Annotated in this window: 24 protein-coding genes; 8 read left to right on the forward strand and 16 right to left on the reverse strand. The window is 55.1% G+C overall.

The features are described 5' to 3' along the window. The first annotated feature begins 1 nt into the window (after position 1). The 4 genes from KCG46_RS01625 to KCG46_RS01640 are packed head-to-tail and all read left to right on the forward strand — an operon-like array spanning position 2 to position 5,560. Complete coding sequence (locus tag KCG46_RS01625; protein WP_218403608.1) at positions 2-2,206, forward strand: GumC family protein; 2,205 nt, start codon at positions 2-4, stop codon at positions 2,204-2,206. 20 nt (positions 2,207-2,226) lie between these two features. Further along, positions 2,227-3,105 (forward strand): glycosyltransferase family 2 protein, encoded by an 879-nt coding sequence (locus KCG46_RS01630; protein WP_218403609.1) that lies wholly within the window; start codon positions 2,227-2,229, stop codon positions 3,103-3,105. Continuing rightward, positions 3,102-4,106, forward strand: coding sequence for a glycosyltransferase family 2 protein (locus KCG46_RS01635; RefSeq protein WP_218403610.1), 1,005 nt, complete (start codon positions 3,102-3,104; stop codon positions 4,104-4,106). The genes KCG46_RS01630 and KCG46_RS01635 overlap by 4 nt, the downstream gene beginning before the upstream one ends. Next, on the forward strand, positions 4,103-5,560 hold the full coding sequence (locus tag KCG46_RS01640) for a hypothetical protein (protein WP_218403611.1): 1,458 nt from the start codon (positions 4,103-4,105) through the stop codon (positions 5,558-5,560). The genes KCG46_RS01635 and KCG46_RS01640 overlap by 4 nt, the downstream gene beginning before the upstream one ends. Here KCG46_RS01640 and KCG46_RS01645 read toward each other — a convergent pair. Next, the gene (locus KCG46_RS01645; protein WP_218403612.1) at positions 5,557-6,780 is read right to left on the reverse strand and encodes an O-antigen ligase family protein; all 1,224 of its coding nucleotides are present in this window, start codon (positions 6,778-6,780) and stop codon (positions 5,557-5,559) included. The genes KCG46_RS01640 and KCG46_RS01645 overlap by 4 nt on opposite strands. Before the next feature lie 253 nt (positions 6,781-7,033). Between KCG46_RS01645 and KCG46_RS01650 the strand changes: the two genes are divergently transcribed. After that, on the forward strand, positions 7,034-7,300 hold the full coding sequence (locus KCG46_RS01650; protein ID WP_218403613.1) for a spike base protein, RCAP_Rcc01079 family: 267 nt from the start codon (positions 7,034-7,036) through the stop codon (positions 7,298-7,300). Positions 7,301-7,344: 44 nt separating this feature from the next. Next, complete coding sequence (locus tag KCG46_RS01655; RefSeq protein WP_218403614.1) at positions 7,345-9,942, forward strand: hypothetical protein; 2,598 nt, start codon at positions 7,345-7,347, stop codon at positions 9,940-9,942. A gap of 22 nt (positions 9,943-9,964) precedes the next feature. Here the strand turns inward: KCG46_RS01655 and KCG46_RS01660 are convergent, their stop codons facing one another. From KCG46_RS01660 to rfbA, 10 genes are all read right to left on the reverse strand, one after another. Then, positions 9,965-10,753 carry a glycosyltransferase gene (locus KCG46_RS01660; RefSeq protein ID WP_218403615.1) on the reverse strand — a complete coding sequence of 263 codons (789 nt, stop codon included), beginning with the start codon at positions 10,751-10,753 and terminating at the stop codon, positions 9,965-9,967. After that, complete coding sequence (locus tag KCG46_RS01665; protein WP_218403616.1) at positions 10,750-11,442, reverse strand: class I SAM-dependent methyltransferase; 693 nt, start codon at positions 11,440-11,442, stop codon at positions 10,750-10,752. Before KCG46_RS01665 ends, KCG46_RS01660 begins: the two co-directional genes overlap by 4 nt. Further along, positions 11,435-12,889: an oligosaccharide flippase family protein gene (locus tag KCG46_RS01670; RefSeq protein WP_218403617.1), complete on the reverse strand. Its 1,455-nt coding sequence runs from the start codon at positions 12,887-12,889 to the stop codon at positions 11,435-11,437. Before KCG46_RS01670 ends, KCG46_RS01665 begins: the two co-directional genes overlap by 8 nt. A gap of 4 nt (positions 12,890-12,893) precedes the next feature. Then, positions 12,894-14,030 carry a Coenzyme F420 hydrogenase/dehydrogenase, beta subunit C-terminal domain gene (locus KCG46_RS01675; protein WP_255551719.1) on the reverse strand — a complete coding sequence of 379 codons (1,137 nt, stop codon included), beginning with the start codon at positions 14,028-14,030 and terminating at the stop codon, positions 12,894-12,896. A gap of 85 nt (positions 14,031-14,115) precedes the next feature. Then, a complete protein-coding gene (locus KCG46_RS01680; protein WP_369410150.1) occupies positions 14,116-15,240 on the reverse strand; it encodes a polysaccharide pyruvyl transferase family protein in 1,125 nt (374 codons plus the stop codon). Positions 15,241-15,325: 85 nt separating this feature from the next. After that, positions 15,326-15,826: an acyltransferase gene (locus tag KCG46_RS12690; RefSeq protein WP_218403618.1), complete on the reverse strand. Its 501-nt coding sequence runs from the start codon at positions 15,824-15,826 to the stop codon at positions 15,326-15,328. Between the two features lie 72 nt (positions 15,827-15,898). Continuing rightward, positions 15,899-16,951 carry a dTDP-glucose 4,6-dehydratase gene (rfbB, locus tag KCG46_RS01690; RefSeq protein ID WP_218403619.1) on the reverse strand — a complete coding sequence of 351 codons (1,053 nt, stop codon included), beginning with the start codon at positions 16,949-16,951 and terminating at the stop codon, positions 15,899-15,901. After that, positions 16,944-17,801 carry a dTDP-4-dehydrorhamnose reductase gene (gene rfbD / locus KCG46_RS01695; RefSeq protein WP_218403620.1) on the reverse strand — a complete coding sequence of 286 codons (858 nt, stop codon included), beginning with the start codon at positions 17,799-17,801 and terminating at the stop codon, positions 16,944-16,946. Before rfbD ends, rfbB begins: the two co-directional genes overlap by 8 nt. Beyond that, positions 17,798-18,343 (reverse strand): dTDP-4-dehydrorhamnose 3,5-epimerase, encoded by a 546-nt coding sequence (gene rfbC, locus KCG46_RS01700; RefSeq protein WP_218403621.1) that lies wholly within the window; start codon positions 18,341-18,343, stop codon positions 17,798-17,800. The genes rfbD and rfbC overlap by 4 nt, the downstream gene beginning before the upstream one ends. Further along, entirely contained in the window at positions 18,340-19,230 is an 891-nt protein-coding gene (gene rfbA, locus KCG46_RS01705; RefSeq protein WP_218403622.1) for a glucose-1-phosphate thymidylyltransferase RfbA, read from the reverse strand. Before rfbA ends, rfbC begins: the two co-directional genes overlap by 4 nt. 183 nt (positions 19,231-19,413) lie before the next feature. Between rfbA and KCG46_RS01710 the strand changes: the two genes are divergently transcribed. Both KCG46_RS01710 and KCG46_RS01715 read left to right on the forward strand, forming a co-directional pair. Continuing rightward, positions 19,414-20,571 carry a nucleotidyltransferase family protein gene (locus tag KCG46_RS01710; protein ID WP_218403623.1) on the forward strand — a complete coding sequence of 386 codons (1,158 nt, stop codon included), beginning with the start codon at positions 19,414-19,416 and terminating at the stop codon, positions 20,569-20,571. Further along, positions 20,568-22,235 carry an ABC transporter ATP-binding protein gene (locus tag KCG46_RS01715; protein WP_218403624.1) on the forward strand — a complete coding sequence of 556 codons (1,668 nt, stop codon included), beginning with the start codon at positions 20,568-20,570 and terminating at the stop codon, positions 22,233-22,235. The genes KCG46_RS01710 and KCG46_RS01715 overlap by 4 nt, the downstream gene beginning before the upstream one ends. A 9-nt stretch (positions 22,236-22,244) precedes the next feature. Here the strand turns inward: KCG46_RS01715 and KCG46_RS01720 are convergent, their stop codons facing one another. The 5 genes from KCG46_RS01720 to KCG46_RS01740 all read right to left on the reverse strand — a co-directional run bounded on the left by KCG46_RS01720 (position 22,245) and on the right by KCG46_RS01740 (position 26,605). Continuing rightward, complete coding sequence (locus KCG46_RS01720) at positions 22,245-22,526, reverse strand: PqqD family protein (protein WP_218403625.1); 282 nt, start codon at positions 22,524-22,526, stop codon at positions 22,245-22,247. Beyond that, the gene (locus KCG46_RS01725; protein ID WP_218403626.1) at positions 22,513-23,373 is read right to left on the reverse strand and encodes a phosphoenolpyruvate carboxykinase (ATP); all 861 of its coding nucleotides are present in this window, start codon (positions 23,371-23,373) and stop codon (positions 22,513-22,515) included. Before KCG46_RS01725 ends, KCG46_RS01720 begins: the two co-directional genes overlap by 14 nt. After that, positions 23,370-24,491 (reverse strand): 50S ribosomal protein L11 methyltransferase, encoded by a 1,122-nt coding sequence (locus tag KCG46_RS01730; RefSeq protein WP_218403627.1) that lies wholly within the window; start codon positions 24,489-24,491, stop codon positions 23,370-23,372. Before KCG46_RS01730 ends, KCG46_RS01725 begins: the two co-directional genes overlap by 4 nt. 71 nt (positions 24,492-24,562) lie before the next feature. Beyond that, the gene (locus KCG46_RS01735; protein ID WP_218403628.1) at positions 24,563-24,700 is read right to left on the reverse strand and encodes a lasso RiPP family leader peptide-containing protein; all 138 of its coding nucleotides are present in this window, start codon (positions 24,698-24,700) and stop codon (positions 24,563-24,565) included. 45 nt (positions 24,701-24,745) lie between these two features. After that, entirely contained in the window at positions 24,746-26,605 is a 1,860-nt protein-coding gene (locus KCG46_RS01740) for an asparagine synthetase B family protein (RefSeq protein WP_218403629.1), read from the reverse strand. Positions 26,606-26,693 lie beyond the last annotated feature (88 nt).

Below are 26,693 nucleotides of genomic sequence, written 5' to 3' on the forward strand. Positions count from 1 at the left end.
CATGAGTGATCAAGCTATAACCAACCCTCCAGAGCCCGAAAATCGCGGAACGTGGCTTGATAAATACATGCCCGAAAATCGAATGGCTACGCAGTCGCAGCAAGGCAAATTGATCAGTCTACCTACGATCCGCGGAATTTTGTTCCGCCAACGTTGGCTGATTGCCGGAATCATGGTCGCTGCTGCAATCGCGGGCCTGATCGTCACTCTTCTGGCAACGCCGATGTACGAAGCACGATCGAGCGTCAGGATCGAACCTTATGGTTCCTACATTGTCGAAGGCCAAAATGTAGAACAGGGCATCTCCTCAAATCAGGTCTATGACCTGCTCTCGACCCAGATCAGCATCATCAACAGTCGTAGCCTCGCCCAGACTGTCGCTGAGAATTTAAATCTCGGCGAGCGCTACGATTTGCTCGGCGGTGATATCGATGAGAACCGCCCGCCGAACCTCTCAGATGAGGCTTGGGCTGAATCCAAGCAGGGGATGGCCGCCTCGATCCTTTACGGTTCTGTCGGAGCCGAATTGCCTTCGGACAACTGGATTATCGAGATCATCTACCGCTCCGAAAATCCAGTTCTCGCGGCCGAAATGGCCAACGCTTACGCAGAAGCATTCGCTGCGTTTGAAACGCGCGACACGCTCGACGGCAATGAATACGCCCAGACCGTGCTACGCGAGCGGATTGAAACTGTGCGGCAGCGGCTGAAAGATGCCGAAGACAACGCCAACACGTATGCCCGCAAGAACGGCATTGTTGTTCAAGCCACTCCCCGGGAAGATGGTGAAGGTACGGTGACCGTCACATCCAGCAATCTGGCCAGCATCAATGCCAGCGCCTCCGCCGCGACAGCAAACCGTATCGCAGCGGAGCAACGCTGGCGGTCCGTTCAAGGTCTGCCCGCAAGCCAGCTTCCCGAAGTACAGGGAAATCCGGTTCTTCAAGAATTGATCGCAGAGCGCACGAACAAGCAGGCCGAACTTGTCGACCTGAGACAGCGCTACACCGACGAATTTCCGCGCGTTCAAAACTTGCTCGGCCAAATTTCAGCGCTTGATGCACAGATCGATCAAAGCAGCGGTGCGATCAAAGCCGCCGTGCGCAATGCCTATATTGTCGCGAGAAATCAGGAACAGGCGCTGCAGCGTGAACTGAATTCTGCGACCGGCGACACGTTGGCCGAACAAGATCGGCAAGTTCAATACAGCGTACTGGAGCGCGAAGCGCAGGCATTGCGGGATCAGTTGCAGGCTTTGCTGACCCGGTTCAATGAAGTCAGCACTGCTGCCAACGTACAGTCCGGTTTGATCAATCCGCTTGATATGGCGGTGGTGCCGGGATCACCCTATGCGCCCAGTTTGATGCGCAATTTGGGGCTGTCGCTTGTTTTAGGAGCGGCGTTTGCCGCGGGCCTTGCGGTGCTGCGTGAAACGCTGGACGATTTGGTTCGCTCTTTCGAAGAGGTCGAAGACAAGCTCGGTCTCCCCCTGCTTGGGCATACGCCATTTGTTGCCGAAGCCGATTTGGATACGGAGGGGGAAAACCGGTTCAGTGCTCTCATTGAGGCCTATGCCTCCATCAGGTCCACAATCGACTTTGCGATTCCGCGCGATAAGAACGTCATCCAGCTAACCAGCAGCCAAGCCGCTGAAGGTAAATCGACGACCGCTGTCATTCTAGCCGAACTTTTTGCCGGTGTCGGACGAAAAACTTTGCTGATCGATGGCGATCTCCGCCACCCGACAGTTGCCCAGCTTGTGGGCAAGGAGCGTCCCGAAATCGGATTTGTTGAGGTTTTACTCGGTCAAGCCGATCTCAAATCGGCAATTATCAGCGGCGTTCACGAGAACCTGGATATTTTGCCGGTTGGCAAAGTTCCGGGCAATCCGACTGAGCTTTTCGCGTCCAAACAGCTTGATGATTTCATCGCGAAGTATCGCCAAGAATATTCTTTGATCGTGTTCGATTCCTCCCCAATTCTGGGTCTGGCTGATGCGCCAATGCTTGCGCGCAAAGTCGATGCCACGATTTTCGTGATGGAGGCCAACCGCGTTAACTTCGGTCAGGCTCGCTCCGCCATTAAGCGGCTATCGGCAAATGGCGGCAATCCGGTCGGCGCGATCCTTACAAAGTACCGCGCGTTGGAGGCAGGCCAAGACTATAATTATCAGTACGGTTATTACGAGTATGAAAGCTCGAAATAGGCTGTCTGTCAGGAACGACAATGTTGAACCTAGACAAGCACTGCACGGTAATCATCCCGGCCTTCAATGAAGAAGCAGTGATCGCGCGCTGCCTCTCAAGCCTTTTGGATACCGCGCCGCCTGATCATAAAATGGAAGTCATTGTCGCAGCGAATGGATGCGTGGATTCGACTGTCCAGATCGCTGCGGAGACTGCGCTTGACGCCACCATACTGGACATCAAAAAACCGTCCAAAACAGGTGCGATCAATGCCGCCAACGCGCAGGCCAATCACTATCCGCGGATATATCTCGATGCTGATATCGAATGCAGCTACTCGGTCATTGTCGCATTGGTGAACGCGCTTGGCGAGAGTGGGACCATGGCAGCGGCGCCGGCCATTCGTTTGGACACCGATCACTCCGATCTGCTTGTAAAAGCCTATTACCGAGTGTGGTTGAAACAACCTTATGCCAGCAGTGGAAATGGCGGTGCAGGTTGTTATGCGCTGTCGCGAACTGCCATCAATGAGGCGGGAGAATTCCCGGATATCATCGGTGACGACATATGGATTCACACTCGTTTCGAGCAGGCTCAAAAACGCTATGTCAGCGAAGACAAGTCGGGCAACCCGGTCTTCACTATTGTCCGCCCGCCCAAAAATGTGTTGGATCTGATCAAAGTCGAGGCCCGGAAACAAGTTGGAAATGCCGAGATCACCCGGCTCTTCCCGAGCCCGCATGGGGCCCAACTTAGAGGTACTGGAGGGATCAGTGCTGCATTCAGAAGTGGCAACCGACTGCTCGATATTTTCGTGTTTTTCGCCATCAAGCTAAGCGCGCGATTGCTTGCGCAAGTAAACAGGTTGCTCGGGCGAGGCTCTGCGTGGTCACGAGATGTGAGCGCTCGCCAACCATGACCAAGCCCGAAACTTCGTCGCCTCGGATTAGCATTCTGATCGTCGGCTATAATTCAGCCGCGCTTATTGCGGTCTGCATAGGCTCGATTGCTGAAGCTAACACGAAAACCGCCTGCGAAATCCTGTTTATTGACAATGGAGACGGGTCAACGGAGTCGCTTGTTGCCGCGACATTTCCCAACGTCATTATTCTACCAAGTCGAGGGAATATTGGGTTCGCCGCAGCCAACAACCTGCTCGCAAAGCAAGCAAAGGGAGACTTCTTGCTGCTGCTGAACCCAGATGTTGAACTGCAACCTTGCGCGATTGACGCATTGATGCAGGCCACATTGGATCACAGCGCAGCATCAGCATGGGGCGGCGTAACGCTGGACGCAAACGGAGCTCCTGACCTAGGCAATCGAGTGCATATCCCATCGATAAGCGAATTGGCGAGTCGGCTGACGGGCAAGTCACAGGCCAGCATCGGCGAGGCAAGAGGCTGCATTTCGGACGCCCGTGTGGAAGTTTTAAGCGGCAGCTTTGTTATGCTTGCGCGGGAAGCATGGGACCAGGCAGGCGGGCTGGATGAGCGTTACTTCCTGTATTGCGAGGAAGTGGATTTGTTCGTCCGCCTTGCATCCAAGGGCCACTCATTCTGGCGCGTTGCAGCAGCGCAGTGTTATCACAACATCGGCCATGGAGAGGTCATCTCCCCAATACGAATGCTCTATCGCGCGGCGGGAACGATGCAGTTTGCTCGGATTCATTGGAGCCGTTGGAGGCAGGAACTAGCGTTCTTGTTACTATGGGCTGGTGCGCTGCAGCGTTTCCTAATCGGTCGAATGCTCGGTCGCTGGCGCCCGAAATGGCCAAGAGTGGCAAAAGGGCACAGGGACATCGCCTTGCGCCCTTCATCTTGGCGATACGGCTATGATCCGGAGCGCGGGTTGCTCTCCAAGGTTAATCCTGAACGGCCAGCGAACGCGAAGAACGCCGCGCAAAAGAGCGACACAGTATGACCGCAGTTCTAGACCCCTCAAATGTTCTCGAGGGCAAATATGTAATTTCCAAGTCGCGTGATTGGCCCGAGGGGCTAAAGGAAACTCGGCTAACTCCTATTTGGTCTTTGGCGACCGATGATGATCTGAACATCGTGGAGATTCAAAGCGGCGGGCAGCGCCGGGGCTGGCTTATCGGCGTTGTGGTGGATCTCGACGCGAAGTCGGTGTGTATGAATAGCCTTGTGCTTGAGACAGGCGAAAGCCTCGAATCTATCTGGGAAGCGATCTGCAGGCGATGCGCAGGCAGTTGGCTATGCATTCTGGATCACGGTCACGAGATCGAGGTCCGACCGGACGCGAGCGCAACCATTGGCGCGGTCTACGACCCGGACAAGCGGCGCATCGCGTCGCATGCCTTTCTCCTCACAGGTGACGCATATTCGGCGCGCCTCAAAGAAAGTGAGCGCAGTGTCAACGGAGTAGACCGCGATGGCTGGTTCACAGGCGGATTGACCGCGCATTCAGGCATCATGCGCTTACTTCCAAACCACTGCTTGGGCACAATTGATTTCGTCCCGGTCCGTGTGCCTCAGAACATGCCGGACTATCAAATTGATGTTGGCGCAATTCTTGATGAAATTGCATCAGAGATCAGCGACACCGTCACTGCTTTGGCGTCTGATAAACCGACGACAGTCTGCCTTACAGGCGGAAATGAAACGCGCGCATTGCTTGCATCATTGCGTTGTTCGGCCAAGTCACTTCCGTTCATGACAATCGACTACCCGCAATCAATCGATGCTGTGTTAGCGGGAAGACTGGCAGTGATCGCCAATCTGGATCACTCAACGAGATCTCGCATCGAGGCCACAGAGCAAGAGAAGCAGGAATGGCGCATCGGTGCTGGTCATGCGATGGCTGGTGCGAACAAAGATTACTTCCCATCAGTATCACCTCTAGCAGGTCAATATCTGGTCGGTGGATTGGGCGGTGAAGTCGGTCGCGGTTTCCTGTGGCCAACTGAGCTTGAAGCCGACGACAACGTTTCGACCGACCTTATTCTTGCGCGTCTCAAAATGCCGCGAAGCCAATCAAATTTCGATGTGGTGCGAAACTGGCATGCGAACCTACCGTCAGGGCTCGACGCTTTTCAGGTGCTCGATCTGGCATATCTGGAATTGAGAATGGGGCCATGGGCGTTTGGTCAGCCCAGAATGCGCGCAGCACCTCGATCGATCCATCCGCTAATCTCTTACACGCAATTTTCTCGGATGTTTTCAATTTCGCCTGCAATCCGGGCACGCGACCAGATGCTCTTGGAAATTACCAAGCGACAATGGCCGGAATTGCTGGATATCCCGATCAACAAGCACGGCGATTGGCGAGATTTTTGGAATGATTTTGTGCGGGCGGTGTCGAGCCCGTCGCGGGTTCTGCGAAAGATCAAGCACGTATTGCTGTCTAAGCTTTAGCTCAATTTAGCCTCAGTGCGGATGGGTCTGATCACCACCCCTCCCAAGCTGACGGCGATGCCCAGCAACACGAAAAACCAAACTAGCGCAGACAACCAGAGCGACACAGAATTCACGCCCAGCGCAAAGATAGCGAGCGAAATCGCTACTCCGCGCATCAGGCGCGCATCATCGGGAGCCATGTTCCGGGAATTCAAAGCTACCGTAATGATCCCGATCAGCGTGGCTGAAATTAACAGAATGGCTTCAGGCAAACCAAATCGCAGCGCCATAATCAGCCAAAAATGATCGAAGGAATCGGACCGCATCCAAGACGGCCGGTCCCAATTGGCATACCCGATCCCGAACCACGGATTGTTTGCGATATTCTCTGTGCCATACTGCCAGATCAATACGCGGTTATACGCCGATACCGTATTGAGCGAAGCATAGCGAACGAGAAGCCCATAGGTTCCTGTGTTGCTGGTCAGCTCAACAAGCACATAGACAATGGCGGCGACGGCTAGAAACACTCGCCAAGTGAGGTTGATGATCTGTTCCGCTAACCAGTCATAGGCGCGCAAGAACGCCCCGGCCAAAACGCCGAGCAGGGCAGCCGAACTCATTGTAAAAATACCGCCGAACGATGCACCAACACCAAGATATTTGGGCCAACCGCGAATTCCCGACATCAAGAAAAGCGGGAGGAAACTCGCCAGAAAAATTCCCGCCAGAATCGGGTGGGGGAACGAGGCCGCGCCGCGCATCAAGCCCAATCGAATATCATCGCGCAAAGGGTTTGGTGCGCCCGTTAATGACGAAGCCAATGGCTGCAAAATGCGCACGTGAGTCACAGATTCCGCCACAATGATCGCGCTGATGAAGGCGATCCCTGGCGAGATCAGGATCAGGAGCATGCGAAAGTCGCGCGGCGTTTGAATGCAGACACGCGCCAAGAAATAAGCGAGCGCCATATCGACGGTGTGCGCCCCGCCTTGCACCATAGAAGTTAGCGCCGATCCGCTCGTCATATAGGACGCAAGCCAGATCCAAGCAGCTGCGAGAACAACCAGCAAATCGGGCAGCGTGAACCGCAAGCTGCCGCGCAATCCGCGGGCCGTTAAAAACAAGGCAGCTCCCATCAGGAAGATGCGGAATGGCGAAAGATATATCCCGGCCAGCGTCACATTGAATTGAGCGGGAATCAGCAGCGCGTAAATCAAGCTTGTTAGCAGAGCCACTGGCAACAGATCGGAACTGCCTTGACGCACCGCGGGTCCTGGCGGGACTATTTCAGTGGCAGATGAGGAGATAGATTGCACACCGATTGCGTATCGGTGTTTCCCTCATTTTCATAGCGTGTTCTCTGGCAGGCAAGATCATTCTTGGCCTTGATCCGACAAAAGAAGCACCACAATCGCGCAGAAAGCATTTTCCTACATATAACCCATATGGTTCATAAGACTAGAAATCTCTCACCCGAAAGGCCTTTCTATGTCTGACGAATTCGCTACTCTCGCGCAGTCTCCTCTCACCCCCAGTGAACACGCATTTGCGGTCACACCCGATGATGTCGTTGCGCTGCCAACCATTCCAAAATATCTCTATGTCGGCACTGGCGGCTCCATTGCCTTGCGGACAAAAGATGCATCGGCAGATGTGTCCTTTCTGAATGTGCCGGATGGCGGGTACCTCTACGTTCGCGCCGAATTTGTTCGCGCCAGCGGCACCACCGCAACCGACATCGTGGCCTGCGCTTAATGATTGGCCGCGCTCTTATTCAAGAAGCCCACCGAGGGGCACGCATGGCCAATGCGGCCACGCTGTTCTCAGGCATAGTCTACGGGCAAGTCGCAAGCCATGATGCGGGCACAGACGGTGATTGGTTTGTAGACGGCGACAACGGTGATGATACGAATACCGGCACATCGACCAGCAGCGCATTTGAGACAGTCGGAGCCGCAATTGGCGCCGCTGACGCCAGCAACGGCGATCAGACGGTCCGCATCATGGGGCACAATGTCCGCTACCGTGAAGAAGTTGATTATATCTGGAACGGAGGCGGACCAACTAGCCTTTCGATCAAAGCTTATGGATCAGATCGCCCTGTTATTTCTGGCGCAGAGCCGCTGACAGGCTGGACAAACTGCGGTGCCAGTGATGCAAACACAGTCGGTCCGAACTGGCCGGAAATCCACAAAGTCACCGTGAATACCGCTGATTTCCCGGCTCCTAAATATTGGCGCACTCTGATGACTGAGTCAGGATCCGCGCTAAAGATTTGCGGGCTGCGCCGCGCTGATCGCTCATTCCCAGACTTCTTCTTTGATAACATCGATCAAACGATCAGCGAGGCTGATGAAACGGATCTAACCTTCGGGCTTCGCGAAGCGACGTACTACGATACGATCGCGCACCCTTCACTGCTTGGAGGCTTCACGGATACACAGCTCGAGCAGACCACGGCCATCATGTATGCCTTTCCGAACATCGCGTACTTTCAGGAAGTGACCAGTGTCTTTGGCCAAGTCTTGCAATTGGAACAGCGAGACTTCCGCCCTAACTCAGCCGGAGAAAACGGGGCCTACGCCCTTCTCAATGTGCTGCCAGCAATGCAGCGGGGCGAGTGGGGATACCAAGATCACGGTAACGGTACGGTCACCTTCTACGTTTGGCCGCGCAAAGCAAACAATCTGACCGGCCGCATGGAACTTGCTGTCCGGACCCGCGGCCTTCGGATCTATCGCTCGCTGTCTGACACTCCTTGCGCGATTGAGGGCATAAATTTTGAGATGTTCGCAGGCGAAGAGAATGGCGGCCTCCCCCTCGGTCTAGACGGCCTCAGCGATCTCACAGGAAACACGGCCACCATCAAGCATTGCCAGCTGCGCCTGTTCGCTGGTGAAAAAGGCATGGAGATCAAATTTCAGGAACAGGGCGTCGAGATTGAGAACGTCACCTTCCGCGACGGAATTGGTTTCGGCATGCAGACGATTGCTGCGACCGATAAGCCGCTGTTCAACTATCGGATCCGAAACTGTCAGGCGCAGGATTTGTCTCAAACAGGCTTTAGGATGTTCGGTGTCCGCGATTGTGTGATGACCGACATTCGCTCCCAGCGAACAAGCGGGGGCGGCCATGCCAATGCAATCAATTTTTATAGCGGCTGCGACAAATGCGTGGTCCTAAATTATCAAGGAGGCGTGCAGGAACGCGACCGCCTCTATGAGGGATACGGTACAAACCAGCGTTCTTCGAATATCTATTTCCTACACAGCACTTTTAGCCCGGCAAGCGACGGCCGCGGCTACGTAGATCAATCTAACGCCGGCGGCATCGACCAGCCCAATATTGGCGAAGGCGGCGGTCTGATAAATTGCTGGGTGCCTGACATGCCCGACCGTCGCGGATCGCAGGGCAATGGAGGGATCGCGGTCGGCAGAGATATTATGCCATGGGCAATTTACAACTGCGTCGCCCCGGCAATCGTCAACACGGGCGGTACGGTAGAGCGCAAGGGCAACATTCTGACCAACTCCAGTGTGACCGGTGATCCAAGCGAAGCGCTGGGCGCCGCATCAGGCGAGAACGCGATTTATGCAGATGTGGCCGCATCAAACTGGCGTTCGCGGGCGGGGTCACCGCTCACGTCGGCGACAGGCACAGATGCAAGCGCAATAATATTGTCGCTTGAAGGATGGTTTCCAAACGAGGATTTCCGCCGGGACGCCAATGGTAAGGTTTGGAACCCAGCCAATCCCGGTGTCGGCCCGTTCGGTACGGCTTGGCCAGAGACTCGCGAGCAATATGCTGCGCCGCAGGTTTCGCTCGTACCGACGGAGTACCTGGTTCAGGGCTCTACGGCAGGGTACTTTGTCGATCCATCAAACGTTCCGTCTGGCACCGCACGCTTAACCTTTCGCGGAAGGTTCAGGTTTCCGACCGCATCACTCTCAGGAGGTCGTCTGTTTTCGCAGGAAAGCACAGGGTGCGATTTCAATCTGCAGAATGATGGCAGCGTGCGCGCCGGTGTCGAGGACGGCACTGGTGCGAAAATGTTGAACAATGACTTGATCCTGCCCGCAGGCACTATTGTAGCCAACCAATGGCTCGATATTGAATTCGATGTCGATCAGCTCGCGGGACAGGCCATTGTTTCCGTGAACGGATCAACGACGACAACCGCGTTCACCGGAGCGGGCAGCAATGGGCTCTTCCAAAGCAGCAGAGAGGTTTCATTCCTCGCCACGTCGGGTGGCGGTGGTGCAGTCCCCCAAGGAACCGAGATTGCCGATCTGGAAGTCGATTTCGATGGGGTCTTGCACAAAGCGATCTCAAACGCTGCGGTGAACGCCAATTCTGACAATTGGCACCGCGGCGGAGAATTTGCCGGCCAACCTTAAACGGTAGCGGCAAGCCAGCCCATTAGCTGTCGAGGTGACGAACCAGTTCGCGCGGGTCAATCGAGGGATCGGTAGCCCGCGCGAGCCTACGCCGAAGCGAGCGCCATATCCGCCACTTGCCGCGTAGGATTGGCAGGATTGAACGGGTCAACGGCGTGGTCATCGTTCTGACAGGCAAAGTGCCGCTCCATTTGTTCCGCATGTAATTCCAGGCGTCTGTGTATCCGCCACTATAGGATTGCACCGGCCTGCTGTTATGGATCACCGGGATGTCGGCGACATAGACCTTCATCCCGGCGGCGCGGGCGGTGAGAACGATGTCGGCCGCATAGAAATGGAAATGCGGCAGACCTTCATCGAATTTCAGTCCGCTTGCGCATCTTAGAATGATAACAAATTCGTCGATACACTTGGCCTCAATAGGGTGATCGAAAGGGCCACCCAACCGCTGGCTCAATCCAGAAGACCATGCGTGACCGACATATTCGCCCGATTGTCCAACTCCCCAAGCGCCGATCACGCCCCAGTCGGGATCTTCTCGCTCAATGGCAGATACAGCGCGATGCAGATTCTTTTCCCAGCCGTCCGGCAAGAATACATCTTGATGAGCGAAAACCACTATATCAGCCGAGCAATCGTCGAGACCCTGATTGTAGGCTTTCGACGCGCAAGCCGCGCCGCGATAACAGCTTAATGAAGCACCCCCACCGGAGATAATCGGCGAGCGAACCAAGTTATTGGCGAGAACGGCATCATCATTGACTGCCGCCACAAAGTGCAAGTCCAAGGCAATCTCAGGACCGTGAGTCACGCTTTGCGCCCGATGATGCAAATCTGGACCATTGTCAGGTGCTTAAACCGGTTCAAAGTCAGCAAATTGAACAGCCGCCCAGCTCTGCCTGGACGGCCCATCGGCTGCAGACTGTCAACGCGGATGCCTGCATCCTCGAACATGCTGCGATAGCTGTTCTGAGTAAACCATCGCAAATGGGTTCGATCCATCACTCCGGTATCGGTAAGCTCCCAGCGGTCAGCAATCAGCTCGCGAACAATCTTCATCTGCGCAACATTCGGCGAGCTGGCGAGGACTATAGCGCCCGGTTTAAGCTTCGCGGCGACGCTCTGCACCGCTGACCAAGGATCGACCAGATGTTCGAGCACTTCGCTCATCAAGACGGCATCAAAATACCCGTCAGGCCATGGCAATTCCAGTCGCTCAACGTCGCCTTTAATCACTTCGGTAAGACGCGTTTGAGCGAGGTCAGCCGCAGCCGTTGCGATCTCCACTCCGAAATATCTATCGCAGCGTCCTTCTGCGAGAGCAGCAGCCCCCGTCTCGCCCGATCCACACCCAATCTCAAGCACGTGCGGGGTCGCATCGCGCGAAAGAAGGTCAACAAAGTCCCTCCGCACACCGCCAAAATATTGTGGCGCTTTGCGCGCGTATGCATCGCTGCTTGAACGGCTCTGCGCCGGTGTTGAATTGGAGTTTCTAACCATCAAGCGTGCCATAGACCTTTGATACGATATTCGCGATCAATGACCGACACCTTACTCGCAAATCTTGCGAGATCAGCAAGGCAACGAAGATACCGGGAAGACTGGTAACGGCGGCTGCAGCAACGGTAAGCCCTAAATGCGCGAACGGATCAAAGCTCGCATTGAGAACGATCAGCGCAGCGGACAAGATCACGAAAATCAGCCCGAAAGTAAGGCTAGATCGTGCCGCCGCTGGCGCTCTTCGGCTCACCTGAAACAGGGCCAACATTGTGGCAGCAACATCGCCGGCACACATACAGGCCGCCACACAGACAATTCCGTATCCCCAAGACAGCGCGAAGAATGCTGCCACTAGCCCGCTAACCCGAAGGATATTTGCGGCTAAGATATCGCTCGTCCCGCCGCGGCTCAAAGAAATCACAACACACCACGATCGCAGCACAGTTGCACCAGCCAATATGGCAAGGAAGGTGACCAGCAGCGGCGGAACGGCATAATCTGCACCGAACAGCACAGCGACCAAAGGCGCTCCCAATGTGGCGAGCGGAAACAGCACTGAGGACAGCAGCACCAGGCAGGCTGCCCCGGTGGTTTTGCATCGCTCAGCATACAGTTCTGCATCATCGCGCGCTTCGGACAACAGGGGCAAGAAAAGGTTGCCGCACAGGCGAGCGAAGAACACGCTGATGCCGCCGGTAAGCGCAGCAACCGCGGCATAACCCGCTAGCTCGCGCATGCCGCTCATTGTGCCGATGATGATCCGGTCACCTTGGGTTGCAAGAAAGATGACGATACCGTTGAGCAAAAGCGGCCAGCCGTAAACGAGCACCGCGCGCATTGCTCCACCATCAAAGCCAAGCCGATATGGCGTCTTAGCAAGGACATGCGACAACACCACCGAGACAATCGAGGTCAGGACGCATCCCGCTGCGATTGCAACGTAGTTTTGTGTCGCATAAGCGAGCACAATCGTGAGCAGCACGCCAGGCACTAAGCCGCCCAATTGAACTTTTACATATGCGCCAAAATGCATTGAACGCTGCCGTGCGAGTGGGTCGAGGTGTCGGAAACCCTCGATCACAGGAATGATAGCCGCACAGGCGTAAAACCAGCCGAGTTCCGGATTGCCGAACTTTGCAGCAATCCAATGTGCGAGTAGCAATATCGCCGCCCCCATCAAAATGCCGCGCGCCGCCAGTACGGTCGCAAGCGTTGGCATTGTGTCAGCCAATTCGCGCTCTCGCGCCTGAATAAGGTACTTCTCGATCCCAAGATCGCTGATCAATGCAAATGTGCTGACCACCAATAAGAATGTGACGCTGATACCGAAAAACTCCGGACCCAAAAAACGGGCGACCAGCAAGATGCGCACGAATACGAGCGCATGTTCGGCGATGTAACCGAGCCCAAGCGTCGAGCCTGCTTTCAAGAAGCGATCTTGCGCCAAGCTGTCAGCCAGCCTCCTGTTTTGAAAGCAGTCTGCGCAAGGTACCGAGCATACTGCGTAGATTGCCGATTAGCCCGAGCAAGCGGGCGTTCTGCGCCAATTCCAGATTTTCGAAGCGCGGCGTCCGCCTGCCGCTGACGACCATTGCCGCCAGCCGTGATAGCACAAGCCCTTTCCGCCGCGCCTGATAAGGCTGCATGTTTGCGATCTCCTCAACCGTGACATGCTCGGCGATCAAATGGCCTTCGTCGATGGCACGGCTGACCAATGCCTCCCCGCGTTTGGTTCGGGTCATGACGATGCTTCTGCCCTCCGACTCTTCAAAAACAGGCTCACCACTCTCGTCGCAATACCACCCGTCTGCGCAAACTATATCGGCGAATTCTCCGACCCCGTCAGGGCAAATCTTGCATCGGAATTGCAGATGCCGGTTCAGAATGCTGCCCCAGCTTGTGTCGTAATCCATCGAAAGCTTGCTACCGCCGGACATCTGAGCGGTGGCATATCCAGGCCAGCCGTCACCGCGATACCGAAACTCTTTGATATCGCTTTCATCCTCCACACCCATCTCGCGAAGCAATTGAGAGGTTCCGTGATGGCTCGGCACGCCAGCACACATGAAGGCAATCATGTATGGAACTTTCTCATCGACACGTGGATCATGTCTGGCGAGCTGCCGCAAGGCCGCCACGTCACACGGTTTCCCAACAAACGCGAAGCGTTTTGGTCCATCCAGCCGAGCGCCGATGTCTTCCAATGGTGATGACGGCGCGTAACGTGATCCCGCCGCGTGAAAAACGTCATCCCGTCCGGTACTGATGGCAAGAGAATTTCGGATCGGGGAATGCTCCGAGACTGATGTGTGGAGCACGTAGTCGACTTCGCCATGCTCAAGCAAATGGAGCAGAATTGCCGAAAGCCCGCCACCTGATGACGCTCTATGGCGGAGTGAAACATCGCTGCTCCACCCCAATCGCGCCTTGATCAGGGGCCCCCAAATTGCATGGTATTCTGCTTCATGTTCGGCGGGCTCATGCCGGATATTCACGCCTGGGCAAGCCTGATCGATCAGGCTTGCCTGAATGGCACTGATCTCAGTCCGCTGCTCCGGACGTCTAAATCCGTTTTCGGCGTCGATCATGCGAATTGACGGGGGCTCGGTGGCGCAAAGACCGGCACACAATCCGCAACCAGAACACAGTCCGTCAGATTTGATCCGGTCGATATCAAACACCACGCGCCACCAAATCCGCTGCGACATGGTCTAGAAAGATCTGATACGTTCGAAGTCTGCCCTGCGCCTCTTTATTGGCTGCGGCCGTCTGCGTTTGAAGCGCGGGCAGATCGGCAAGCGCGGCATCGAAGCGATCAAGTACAGTTTCATTCGTTTCTGTCGTGAGATCAGAATTCCAACGGTAGCCAAGCGAGCCAAATAGCCCGCTAAACTTTCGACTATACCCAAGCGGCAAGACTGCGGTCCCAGATGAAAGCGCCGCAATGGTCGAATGCATACGGCTACCAGCGAACAGATCGAGCCCGGCAATATAACTCTTCGCTTGCGATGGCCCCGAAAAGCGCGGCGGCAGGATGACGCTTGGGAAACGGTCTCTCAGCATTTCTGCCAGCGCATAGTCATCTTCATGAGGCGTTGCCGCGGCCAGCACATGCGGGACCAAATGCAGCTCGATCCGCGGGGCATTCACAAGGCGGCTCATAATTCCATCGACCAGCGCCGGATAGTCGACTGAAAGGCGAATGCGGTCACCGGTCGCAATATCACGGCGGTACAACAAGGCGGAGACATTGAGGCCCGCCCTGATCGGACCACTTGCGAGACTTCGGGCGTCCTTGTCCGGATCGGATGTGAACGGCAGCGCGAACGCCACATCGGTCGTTAGCGACGAAGCGGAAGCAATGCCCAATTCGCCAAGCAAATCGAATGACGGCTCGTCCCGGGCAAATACGTGCTTGGCAAGCTTTAGGACACCGACCGCCTCAGCCCGCGCAGTCGCTGTATGAAATGGGCCGATTGTCTGGGGGCTAAGCACAAGGGGAACGCCGTGCAATCGAGCTGCCACCTTAGATGCAATTATCAGTTGAAACCGCCGCGCCGAATAGATGTCCGAAAAGCTATCACCGCCGCCGATATCGAAGATGATATCGCACCGCCTAAAAGCCTTGTGAAGTGCCGAAAACGGGTTCGCCAAAGCTTTGTAGCCGACATTCGTGAAGTCGGTCTCATAAGCGATTTCATGGCTGTAATCGAAGGCGCCGCGCATGCCCAGACAATGAAAAACTGGACGCCGCCCAGTCTTCTCGACTGCCGCTGCGATCAAGTTGGCGTTCGCCACTGTGAGCGCCCCAACACCAAGATTTTCGTTGAAACAGGAATGCCAGAGCAAACCGATATGAAGCGGCTTTTGCTGCAACGGGATGTCAGCCTTTCATTCGATCAGGCAAAGCCCCGGCCGCAGGATCGCTATTGCGCAATTCGCGCTCGGTAACGTCTGCATCCATGAAACGGCCAAATGCACCGACTTCGATATCGCTTTGGATGATCTTTGCAGGGTTGCCCGCCACAATCGAACGGGCAGGCACATTGCGGGTCACAACGCTGCCCGCACCAATCACGCAATTGTCGCCGATTTCGACACCTGGGAGGATCAGGCTTTCGCCGCCTATAAAGCAGTTCTTACCAATTCTAGTGTGAACATAGAGCCCTCGGGTCCGGTCGTGAGTCATAATGCGCGCATTGAATGCGACATATGTCTTTTCACCAATATGGACGCCGCGCGGAAATGTGTAATCCGGCTTTGCGCTCAGCGACATTTCCACCGAAGGATGAATGTCCATCTTCATGACTGCGCGAAATAATTTCAGGCGCGCTCCGGTGAGCAGCCTGCGAAGGAAAGAAAGCCTGCTGAGGCTAAAGCTCATCGTTTCTCTCCATTCAGGTTCAATGCTGGATCGGCATACACGATTGGATCGGGTTGGCCGATCGGGATCACTCTAGCGCGCTAGGAGCGGTCTCCACCAGTCTTCATGATCGAGATACCAACGCAAGGTTTGCCGTAAACCTGCATCGAAACCATGCCGGGCAGAATAGCCAAGCTCGGCCCGAGCCTTGGTCTCATCGATCGCATAGCGCCGATCATGTCCGGCTCTATCGGTAACGAATGCCTTCAGACTGTCGCTCTTTCCACCTTTTGCGGCTGGCGCATCCGGATAGCGAGCGTCGAGCCCTTCCACTTCCTCAAATGCGAGATCAACCTCGCGGCAGATGGCATCAATCACTGCCATATTGGGAAGCTCCGCTCCGCCACCGATATTGTAAGTTTCGCCGGGCTGTCCATCTTTCAAACACGCCTCGATCCCGCGGCAATGGTCTTCGACGTGAAGCCAGTCGCGCACGTTCATCCCATCACCATAAATCGGCAGTGGCCTGCCAGAAAGTGCATTGAGAAAGAACAGAGGGATTAGTTTTTCCGGATACTGATAGGGGCCGTAATTGTTGGAGCAATTGCTGGTCGTAACATTGAGCCCAAACGTGTGATGGTAAGCGCGAACCAGGTGATCGGAGGCTGCCTTTGATGCGGAATAGGGAGAATTTGGCGCATATGGCGTCATTTCGCTGAATGCTGGATCATTCGGACCAAGCGATCCGAAAACCTCATCGGTAGAGATGTGGTGAAACCGGTGATCTTTGCCCGCGCCGTCCAGCCACACGGCACGCGCCGCTTTGAGCAAACTGTTGGTGCCGAGTATGTTGGTGTCGATAAACTCGTCCGGTCCAGTAATGGATCGATCAACATGGCTTTCCGCTGCAAAATGAACGATCGTATCGCACTTACGCTCGTGCAGCAGCTTCTCTACCAACGCGGTATCGCGAATATCGCCTTCGACCAGTTCACATGACGGCGCGCCGTCGAGAGTTGATCGATTCCCAGCATAGGTCAGCGCATCGAGAACGATGACCGTGTCATCGGGATGGTTCGCATTCCAATAATGGACAAAGTTGCCGCCGATAAAGCCGGCACCGCCGGTAACAAGCAAGTTAGCCAAGGGCCTTTTCCTCTTTCAGCATCCTGCGAAGATTCTCCCGCCAATGGACGGGCTCGTCCGCCAAAACCATGCGTGTCTTGCTGCAATCAAGCAACGAAAAAGCCGGACGCTGCGCCGGTGTTGGGTACTCTTCAGTAGCAATCGGGCGGATGCGCGGTTTCGTATCAATCAATCCCAAAGCAAGCGCTTCTTCGGATATTGCGACCGCAAAATCATACCAGCTGGCAACTCCGGCATCGCTGTGGTGATATGTACCCTCTGCCCCTCGCCCAACCAAAGCCCAGATTGTCTGGGCCAGCCCGGTCGCGAGCGTAGGCGCGCCGATCTGATCGACGACAACATTCAGTTCATCTCTCTCCTTCATCAAACGTATCATGGTCCGGACAAAGTTTGCGCCGCCTGCTTCATAAACCCATGCGGTCCGCACCAAAAGGTCGCCTGCGCGAAGATGGCCTTCGCCCTCGGCTTTTGTCCGGCCGTAAGCGGAAACGGGCGCTTTTTGATCTTCCGGTTGGTAGGCGAGCGGCGATGTTCCATCGAACACGAAATCCGTCGAAACATGGACAAGTTTGCCGCCGGATTGGTCCAAGGCATTGGCCATCACGCCAACGGCATCGGCATTGATAGACCGGGCCAGCTCCTCTTCGCTCTCAGCCTTGTCTACCGCCGTATAAGCGGCAGCATTGATCAATATATCGGGATTTTCCGAAGCCACTTTCTCGCGCAGCGCCCCGCTATCAGTCAGATCGCACTGTTCGGCATCAAGAGCGGTGATCAGGGTACTATCAGGAGCCGTACGCCTCAACGCGCCGCCCAATTGCCCCTTGGCTCCGGTGATCAGGACCTTCATGTGAAAGCCGCGATGTTGCCGAGTGCTTGTCCGCCACGATCCTTGTCCGAGATGATCGGCTTCAAGCCATCGAGCGGCCATGCGACACCAACCGCCGGATCATCCCAAGCCAAAGTATGCTCAGCCTGAGGCGCATAGGGAGCGGTGCATTTGTACAAGAAGTCAGTGTCGTCTTCGAGGGTCAGGAAACCATGTGCGAACCCTTCAGGCACCCATAGCTGCCGCTTATTTGCCGCTGAAAGCTCGACACCCGTCCACTTGCCGAAATGGGCCGAAGATTGCCGCAGATCGACCACAACGTCGAACACTGCCCCGCTTGTCACACGGACCAATTTTCCTTGCGGATCGGGGTTCTGGAAATGCAGCCCTCGCAGCACACCTTTTTGCGAGCGAGAATGGTTGTCCTGAACAAATGTCAGATCAAAACCGGCATCGCGAAAATGGCTCTCGTTCCATGTCTCCATGAAAAAGCCGCGCTCATCGCCAAAAACGCGCGGCTCGATAATCATCGGTCCGGGAATGTCGCAAGGCACCAGCTTCATGGTAGTGTCGGATTTTCCAAAAGGGCGAGCAGGTATTCACCGTAACCTGACTTACGCAGTGGTTCTGCAATCCGCGCAAGTTCGGCATCGTTGATGAAATTCTGGCGCCAAGCGATCTCTTCGGGGCAGGCGATTTTAAGGCCCTGACGCTCTTCGGTGATACGAACATAAGTCGCAGCGTCCAAAAGCGAAGAATGTGTGCCGGTATCCAACCAAGCGAACCCTCGCCCCATGATTTCTACCGAGAGCGCGCTGTCATCGAGATACAGACGGTTGAGATCTGTAATTTCTAACTCGCCGCGCGGAGAGGGCTTTAGGCTACGCGCTCGTTCCACAACTGTCTCATCATAGAAATAGAGCCCGGTGACGGCGTAGTTCGACTTGGGCGATTTGGGCTTTTCCTCAATCGACCTTGCATTGCCCTTTCCATCAAAGTCCACCACCCCAAAGCTTTCGGGATTGGTGACCCGGTAGGCGAATACACTCGCGCCGCTCTCTTTCGTATCAGCGTTCTGCAACAAATCCGGCAGACCGTGCCCGTAAAAAATGTTGTCGCCCAGAATTAGCGCGCTTGGCCCGTCAGCAACAAAATCTGCACCGATATGAAACGCCTGGGCAAGACCTTCGGGGTCGGGCTGAACGGCATAGCTAAGAGCCACCCCGAAATCGGAACCATCGCCCAAAACCCGCTGGAATTGGTCAGCATCTTCAGGGGTGGTTATGATCAAGATGTCCTGAATACCCGCGAGCATCAGCGTGCTGAGCGGATAATAGATCATCGGCTTGTCATAGATTGGCATCAACTGCTTTGAGACACCGCGCGTGAGCGGATAAAGGCGCGTGCCTGACCCACCTGCCAGAATGATGCCTTTGCGGGCCGCTGTCATTCTACTTCGTCCCCAGAATTGATCGTAAGCCTATGCTGGATTGCATTGCAGCAGGGTAAGTGGCGGTCAATGCCTATCGCCTGCCTTACGGAGCGCCGCCCACAGCCGTGCAGCACTGGCCAAACCGCGCCGAGTTCATCATAATCGGGTGCTCCGCTTCGGGAATGAGCAGCCACCCTTCACATGATGACGCAAGTCGAAGCTATAGATCGGTACTTTGCAGGGTGCATACGCTGCGTTCTGAATGGCCAAACCGCACCCGCGTGGCCGGTTGGGCTGGACACGCAATCTTCGGCGGCAAAGCAGCGCCTTGAATATCACGGTATTGCACTGCTTCTTGCTCAAAGTGCGCCGCCCTTGACCGGCTGGCCCAAGGACCTGGCTGATACTTTGCAAGACGAAGCTCGGCTTCAGGCGCTTTGGGAAGCTGACCACATTGTTGCAGTTGCCCGATTGATCGAGAGTTTGCATCAAGCGGATATCACCTCGCTGGTTATGAAAGGCACCGCTCTCGCCTATTCAATCTATCCCGAACCGGCGCTTCGCCGCCGCGGCGATACGGATCTTTTGATTGAGAGCGACAAACGAGACGAGGTCCGCGAGGTTTTCCGACAATGCGGTTTCGACCCCGGGGCCGATCGCCGCGTCCTCCAAGAAGACTGGGTGTTTCACTCACCCGCAGGCTTTTCCCATCAAATCGATCTGCACTGGGCGCCCAGTTCGAGCATGGCAATTTCGGGCGGCATTGCGTGCGACCACCCGCGCCAACGCGCGATTGCGCTCCCTTCGCTTTCTCCCAACGCGATGGGGACAGGCCTGATTGATACCTTTGTCCAAACTTGCATCAATCGCACCGCGCACGAAGCATTTGGTTACTTGATCGAGGGCGAAAAGCTTTTCGAAGGGGATAGGCTGATCTGGGCAGTCGATCTGCATAGTCTTGCGCTCCGATTTTCGGCGGCAGACTGGCAGGCGCTTACGCGTATTGCGGCGCGGTGGGGCGCGGCACAATCAGTACTATCAGGGATCAACTTTGCACAAAGGGCATTGGATACTGAAATTCCGCGGACTGTCATTCGTGAGCTCACGAGCAGCGCACAATCTGCGAACTCGGTCTCAACCCATTACAACGAGGCAAGCCCGCTCCGGAGACTTACCGACGACCTGGAAGCTGCGGCGGGTATGTCGCTAAAACTAGCAGTCTTAACCGAGCACACACTACCAAGCCGCCGGTTCATGCAAAGCCGCTATCCCGGTTCTGCATCTTGGCCACTCCCGGCTCTGCACTTAAGGCGCTTTCTTGACGGCACAGTAAGAATGTTGCTGGGCAGTAGGCGATGAAGCTCGCATTTCTTTGGCAACGCGCGAAACAGTTTCGCGGCGAACTGATACTGATCAGCAGTCTGTCGATTGCAAGCTCGCTTGTGACACTAGCAATCCCATGGCTTGCCGGTCAGTTGTTGGGCGGCGTGGTCGGCGGCTTTCAACAGGACCTGAAAGTAACTCTAGGGCTGCTGGTCTCCGCCCTTGTCAGCATGACAGTGCTGAACATCACCTCATCGATAGTCTCGTCCGCGGCCTCGCTCAGAATTCTCGTGCAGCTTCGAGAAGAAGTCTACAACCACGTTAATCTGATGCCGATGGCGTTTCATGACAGGCGCAAGAGCGGTGACGTGTTGGCGCTCATGACGTCAGAAGTCGGCGGTTTGAGCGGCTTTCTTGCCACCACACTTACAAACGTTCCTTCGATGATGCTGACTGCAGCCGGAGCAGTCGTCCTTCTGTTTCTCATCGATCCGACTGTGGCAATTCTGGTGCCTATCCTTGTGCCGCTATTCTTCATCGTGATGAAGCTTGTCGGGCGGAATCTGAGAGTGATCGCGCAGCAGGCGAGAAAAGCCGAGGTGTCTGTTTTTGCGACTGCGGAAAGTGACCTCGGGATGGTTTCCGCAATCAAGGCATTTGCCACAGAAAGATATCACCGCGGCGCCTATTCAAAGGCGGTCAAAACTTCGCAAAAGATATCATTCCGTCAGGCTCGGATAAGAGCTTTCATTGGCCCGATTGTAGCTCTGATCGCGGCACTTGCTGCCATCGCTGTACTCATCATCGGCAGTGACGCGCTTGCAACCGGAGACCGGACACCGGGCGAGCTATTTGCATTTCTCTTATACGCAGCGTTGCTGACACGGCCCGTGGGCGGCCTAGCCGATATATACGGCAGCTATCAGGTGGCACGGGGAACGCTTTCACGCCTTGAGGCGGTCCTCGAATTGGAGCCTGAGCCTGGCCACAACAGCGGATCAAAGCTGGATCGCGCTGCGGGGGGCATCATCTTCGAGAATGTTCAGTTTTCTTACCCAGCGCGACCTCAGGTGCTCAATGGGCTCAACTTATCGATAAAACCGGGCGAAATCGTCGCTCTTATGGGAGACAATGGCGTTGGTAAGTCGACCCTCGTGAAGCTGCTGCTCAGGTACTACCGTGCGGATGGTGGCCGGATCATGCTCGACGGGACAGACATCACCGAAATCCAGATTCAGGATTTGCGCCGCCAATTTGGTTACGTCCCTCAGAGGCCAATGTTGTTCAATGGCACCATCGCGCGCAACATCGCCTTTGGACAGCCAAGCATATCTGGCGACCAAGCAACGGATGCGATGTCTCGCGCCGTGAAACTCTCCCAGGCAGAAAATTTCATCGCCGATCTGCCCAAAGGTCTTGAGACGGAAATTGGTGATCACGGCGTTCGCCTTTCAGGCGGGCAAGGACAGAGGATTGCCTTGGCGCGTGCGCTCTATCGCGATCCGCCGATCTATATTCTCGATGAAGCCACCAGCATGTATGATCTGGATAGCGAAGCAGCCTTTGTAGAGGACTGTATTGACGCCCTTAGAGATCGCACCGTTATCTTGATTACGCACCGCCCTGCGAGCCTCGCTCTTGCTGACAGGGTGCTGGAAGTCTCGTACAACGAGGTCACCGATGTGACAGGAAAATTCTAGCAGTCGCCCTCAAGCAGACTTTAGAGCAACCAATTCTCGCTCTTTAAGGTCGTTAAGAAGAGCAAGCATATCCCGTTCAATCAGATCACGCGATGCGTCAAATTCCTCTTCGATGACGTCACACATTTCCGTCAAGCTGCGAGACTTCTCGCTCAGCAAGGACCAAATGCGCCCGCCTACAGAATCGAGCCCAAAATACTGCCCGCTCTTGAGATCAAGCAGGACTGTCTCGCCGCTAACCTCGCGGGCAACGACATCTTCGGATGCAGAGTATCGATCAGTTAGTTTCATGCGGGGCCAGTCCTTGCGAGACGTTAAATATCGCGCTGATTACGTTAGGCAAAGTCGAATAATCTCGCGGATAGTCCAAACTGAATGTCGGTATTGCTTCAACCAACTCGCCTATACGATTGAAATGTGATTCCAGGCGCTGACGGTCTTCGACATCTAGGATGAAGCCGTGCTGCATCAATCCTTGCAATGCAGCGGACGAAGACAATGGTTCAAGCGCAAGCGCGGCTTCATGGTCTGCGCCCAGCATAAACATCGCACACAGATTGTGCGGCTGATCGGCGAACGGAAGATGATCCGCAGCGTCAATGCGCTGCTTGCCGTCGACGTCAGAGAAACCGACGTCGCTACCTAACAAATATTCGGCACTATCTTTGAAAAGGCGAAGGCCCGCACTGTTTGGCAATAGGCGGTAGCCATTTGCCCTTTGGTCCAGTTCCACGACATCCTCAGCCATGAACGGATAGCCCGATTTTGCAAAGGCACCGGCAAGTGTCGTTTTCCCGCTACGTGAATGGCCGAGAAAGGCAATCGCGCCTGACGGTGTTCGAACGCCGCTCCCGTGGAGGAACACGCCGCCATTATGATTGCCTAGAAGCGGAACGATTGAATTGTCGAACAGCTTTTGAACAAGATTTTCGCTGCCCTCTGAAACGGGAACGGCCGCGACTGCCCCAGTCTCCCCATCAATTTCAAAATCGGCTTCGTCAGGAAATCTAAGTTTGAAACCGCCGCTCGTGCGATGAAACTCGCAAACACAATCACCATTCGGCGAAATCCAGCGATCGTAAGGACTGGTGGCCAATTGTGCTTGCTTGCGAGGCTGCCCCATCGTCAAATGGGTCATGAAACGGCGCAACGTTTTAGAATGTCTCTTACCAGATTGCGGGTGCCCTGCTGACTAGGCATCAAATCAGGGCGGTCGCGCATTACGGTTTCTTCAATTTGCGCCGCAGTGCGCTGGCCATCGACCAGCGATAATATGTACTGGCTTGCCTGTGCGTTGTCATTCAAACGAAGCGGCCCGTCCAGTGTCGCACGATCAGCCTCGGCCAAAATAGTGGTCGCCCAGTTCGATTGCTTTTGCGTTGGGCCGCCGCGCGGTGTGATATCCCACGCCAAGAAGTTGCCCTCAGGCCTCGCTCTGATCGTAACTGAAATGCGATCACCTCTCTGCACATCGAAAGGTCGGGCAATGGGGAAAAATGCCTGAGAACGCTTGATGCCGTTCGGGTCCAGAGGCGAATTCGTCATCCAGACATCATTACCAAGATGCGACTTGAACCATCCCGCCAAACCATCGAAGCGGCCTGACGAGGTAATCTCTATCTCAGCTTCGAAAGAAAAGTATTCTGGCGTGTCAGCGTTCAGAGTTATCTGGCCCAGCTCAACCGGCGCACTGCACAATTCTCCCGGAGCAAACTCATGTGGGTATTTCGTATTTCGCGCCTGCTCATCAATCCAATGAAACACTTTCGGAACGATATCATCAGACCAAGCCGCTGCCTTTTCATGGCAAGCATCCGATGACACACCCGCAATTTGCAAAACCAGTTTGTCCGGCATGATCGCGCCGCCGGGTTTGAGCATGCGCTTTGCTGCATCGCGGACCATGTCGATGATACCGTAATCGATCCCGAAATAGCCGATATGATCACAGATCAGCGCATCGACGGGCTCGGCCAGTTCTGCGCGAAATGTGCTGCTGGCGATACAGGTATAGTGTTTGTCTAGCCCCGCTTTACGCACGGTCTCTTGCGCCAAATAGATCGCGTCGCTGCTGTCTATGCCCCAAACGTGGCTGGCCCCCACCTCAAGGCAAAAAATGCCGAGCACTCCGACCCCGCAGCCCAGATCGGCAACGGTATCATCAGGTGCAATGCAATCTGAAATCGCTGAGCGGTAAAGATCGCTGCGGTTGGCTAAACCAAGGTAGTGGACATGTTCGGCAAGACTATCCGACATAAAGACTCACCCACTCTCAAAATCTATGTCGCTACGGGCAAACTACTGTCCGGATTGAACAGGTGAGAGATTTACATCATCATGTCTACGCCGCCAACCATGCTGCCGCCCGAGTCATTTGAAAGCGTGCTGACGCTTCCGCCGGTCAGATTGCGGACCGAGCCATAGGCATTCAGTTTTGGCGAGGAATATGTGCGCTTTTTTGTCATGGTTAAAACCTTTGCCAGCTCAGTTATTCTACTGTGCAACGTAGTCTATCGTTCATTGGAATTCTGCAAAAAACTTGTAACAAGATAACAGCCCCAATACGGCCAGTCCCAGATATCGTCAAAATCGTGTTCTATCCGTAACGTGTTAAACGCGCTGAACTGTTCAGAATTAACCAGCGGCGCGAGGACACCAGACATTTCTGTCTGACACATCCTCAGTATAGCCTGATCATGCTTCGCCTCTGGAAAAGATGCCTTGTCTGGCCGGTCCACCACAGCATCAGGCATAAATCCTCTCATCGCTTCCCTGTGTAGCCACTTGGTTTGCCCGTTTCGAAACTTCACGTCTTCGGGCACCGAAGCTGCAAACTCGATAAACTGACGGGTGCACATCGGGCTTCTGCCCTCAAGGCCAAGCCGCGCTCTCTGACGCGCCATAAGATCGAATGATCTTTGGTTTAGCTTCGCATCCAGCGTCCGCGCATTGGCGTTAGCAATTTCGTCAAAAGGCAGCGCTGCCAAATAACTGGTCTTGGTCGAGCGGACAGAAGCGGCATACTCCGCATCAAGGTATTGGACCGGATCTACCATCAGGCTGCCGTAGTCAGAACGAGATCGCTTTAATGCCAAGCGAACCGGTTTAGGAAGAGCCGCCAAGATCATTTTGCGCAGCGCAAACCCTACCGAAGAACGCGTGCCATAGGTGGCTATGTCGCGGCGCAGATTCTTGAGAAATCGCCGAACCTGACGCGATTGGATTGTTTGATGATAATATCCGAAACTACCATCCAGCCATTGATCACCGCCCTGCCCATTCAGCGTAACTCTCGCCCCGTCTTTTGCCATTGCTTGCTCCATCAAGATGGAGTGCGAAGCGTTGGTGTAGGTTGGTAGATCACGCTCACGTTTGCCTTCGGCATCAAACCAGTCGAGGTCAGGCCGGAACAACTCACTTTCAGTCAGATCGCTATCTGTGAAATCCGTCACAGACCGGGCAAAGGCGATCTCATCAGATTCAGCGCCCGCCTCACCGCGTAGGGTATAGGCTCTGATTTCGGGTGCAGGCAGCGTACCCATCATATCGTGGGCTAAGGCATAGATTGCCGATGAATCGAGGCCCCCGCTGACTTCGATCGCAAGTGGTAAATGAGTGCGTGATGTTCGGCGGATCGCATCGCGGAGCACATCGCGGTATGCCTCGATATATTCCTCATCAGAGCGATAATGCCTGATCGGCTGTGACGGCAGGCTGTAGTACCGACGGACCTCTATTTGCCCCGGGGAGGTTATGAGACAATGCGATGCATTCAGCCGCTTCACCCCTTTCCAAGGCGTCCTGTCTACCGAATACGTTTCGCCTACCATTGCCTCGGCCAAGTAGTCATAATCGAAGTCAGGCTGGCGATCGAGCCCAGCCAAAACTGCGGCGATGCTAGAGGCCGCAATAAGAGCCTCGCCGTTTTGACAATAGAATAGCGGGCGCAGACCCTGATGGTCGCGGGCACAGAACAAAGTCTGACGGCGACAGTCCGCAATCACAAACGCAAATTCGCCTTCGGTCCTTAGAGCACAATCGTCTCCCCATTCTTCATAGGATCGCAGGACCAGTTCTTCATCTGAGCGGTTTCTTAAGCTGGCACCTCGATCAAGCAATTCTCGGCGCAGTTCTGCGCAATTGGTCAGGAAACCGTCGAACACCAACGCTCGCTGGCCATCTTCGGAGCAATGCGGTTGATTGGCATCTTTGGCTTCAGCAGTTGTGAAAAGGGTGCAAGCTGAAAGCCCCATTTTCCCATTGGACCATTGGTCGCGCGCATCGTGCGGATTGCGGGACAGGACATCTGTCATCGATTGCATCCGCACCGATAGAAGACCGTCTGCAAAGACTGCAGCAATTCCGGTCATTGGAAACCCGATCCTCTCCTTAACGCCGATCCGGCCGGCGTGATCGCTTTAACGAAGCGCGTCGTTGAACTTCCGCATATGCGTCTCA

This window comes from Erythrobacter crassostreae (assembly GCF_019204045.1).
In the GTDB taxonomy this organism is placed as follows: Bacteria; Pseudomonadota; Alphaproteobacteria; order Sphingomonadales; family Sphingomonadaceae; genus Erythrobacter; species Erythrobacter crassostreae.

Coding starts and splice junctions, on each gene's coding strand:
- KCG46_RS12690 (WP_218403618.1), bottom strand. CDS start 15,826: ATGAGCTTTAGCCTCAGCAGGCTTTCTTTCCTTCGCAGGCTGCTCACC.
- KCG46_RS01720 (WP_218403625.1), bottom strand. CDS start 22,526: ATGAAACTAACTGATCGATACTCTGCATCCGAAGATGTCGTTGCCCGC.
- KCG46_RS01635 (WP_218403610.1), top strand. CDS start 3,102: ATGACCAAGCCCGAAACTTCGTCGCCTCGGATTAGCATTCTGATCGTC.
- KCG46_RS01650 (WP_218403613.1), top strand. CDS start 7,034: ATGTCTGACGAATTCGCTACTCTCGCGCAGTCTCCTCTCACCCCCAGT.
- KCG46_RS01630 (WP_218403609.1), top strand. CDS start 2,227: ATGTTGAACCTAGACAAGCACTGCACGGTAATCATCCCGGCCTTCAAT.
- rfbD (WP_218403620.1), bottom strand. CDS start 17,801: ATGAAGGTCCTGATCACCGGAGCCAAGGGGCAATTGGGCGGCGCGTTG.
- KCG46_RS01675 (WP_255551719.1), bottom strand. CDS start 14,030: ATGATCGACGCCGAAAACGGATTTAGACGTCCGGAGCAGCGGACTGAG.
- KCG46_RS01710 (WP_218403623.1), top strand. CDS start 19,414: ATGATGACGCAAGTCGAAGCTATAGATCGGTACTTTGCAGGGTGCATA.
- rfbC (WP_218403621.1), bottom strand. CDS start 18,343: ATGAAGCTGGTGCCTTGCGACATTCCCGGACCGATGATTATCGAGCCG.
- KCG46_RS01665 (WP_218403616.1), bottom strand. CDS start 11,442: ATGGTTAGAAACTCCAATTCAACACCGGCGCAGAGCCGTTCAAGCAGC.
- rfbA (WP_218403622.1), bottom strand. CDS start 19,230: ATGACAGCGGCCCGCAAAGGCATCATTCTGGCAGGTGGGTCAGGCACG.
- KCG46_RS01730 (WP_218403627.1), bottom strand. CDS start 24,491: ATGTCGGATAGTCTTGCCGAACATGTCCACTACCTTGGTTTAGCCAAC.
- KCG46_RS01735 (WP_218403628.1), bottom strand. CDS start 24,700: ATGACAAAAAAGCGCACATATTCCTCGCCAAAACTGAATGCCTATGGC.
- KCG46_RS01725 (WP_218403626.1), bottom strand. CDS start 23,373: ATGACCCATTTGACGATGGGGCAGCCTCGCAAGCAAGCACAATTGGCC.
- KCG46_RS01640 (WP_218403611.1), top strand. CDS start 4,103: ATGACCGCAGTTCTAGACCCCTCAAATGTTCTCGAGGGCAAATATGTA.
- KCG46_RS01740 (WP_218403629.1), bottom strand. CDS start 26,605: ATGACCGGAATTGCTGCAGTCTTTGCAGACGGTCTTCTATCGGTGCGG.
- KCG46_RS01655 (WP_218403614.1), top strand. CDS start 7,345: ATGGCCAATGCGGCCACGCTGTTCTCAGGCATAGTCTACGGGCAAGTC.
- KCG46_RS01625 (WP_218403608.1), top strand. CDS start 2: ATGAGTGATCAAGCTATAACCAACCCTCCAGAGCCCGAAAATCGCGGA.
- KCG46_RS01715 (WP_218403624.1), top strand. CDS start 20,568: ATGAAGCTCGCATTTCTTTGGCAACGCGCGAAACAGTTTCGCGGCGAA.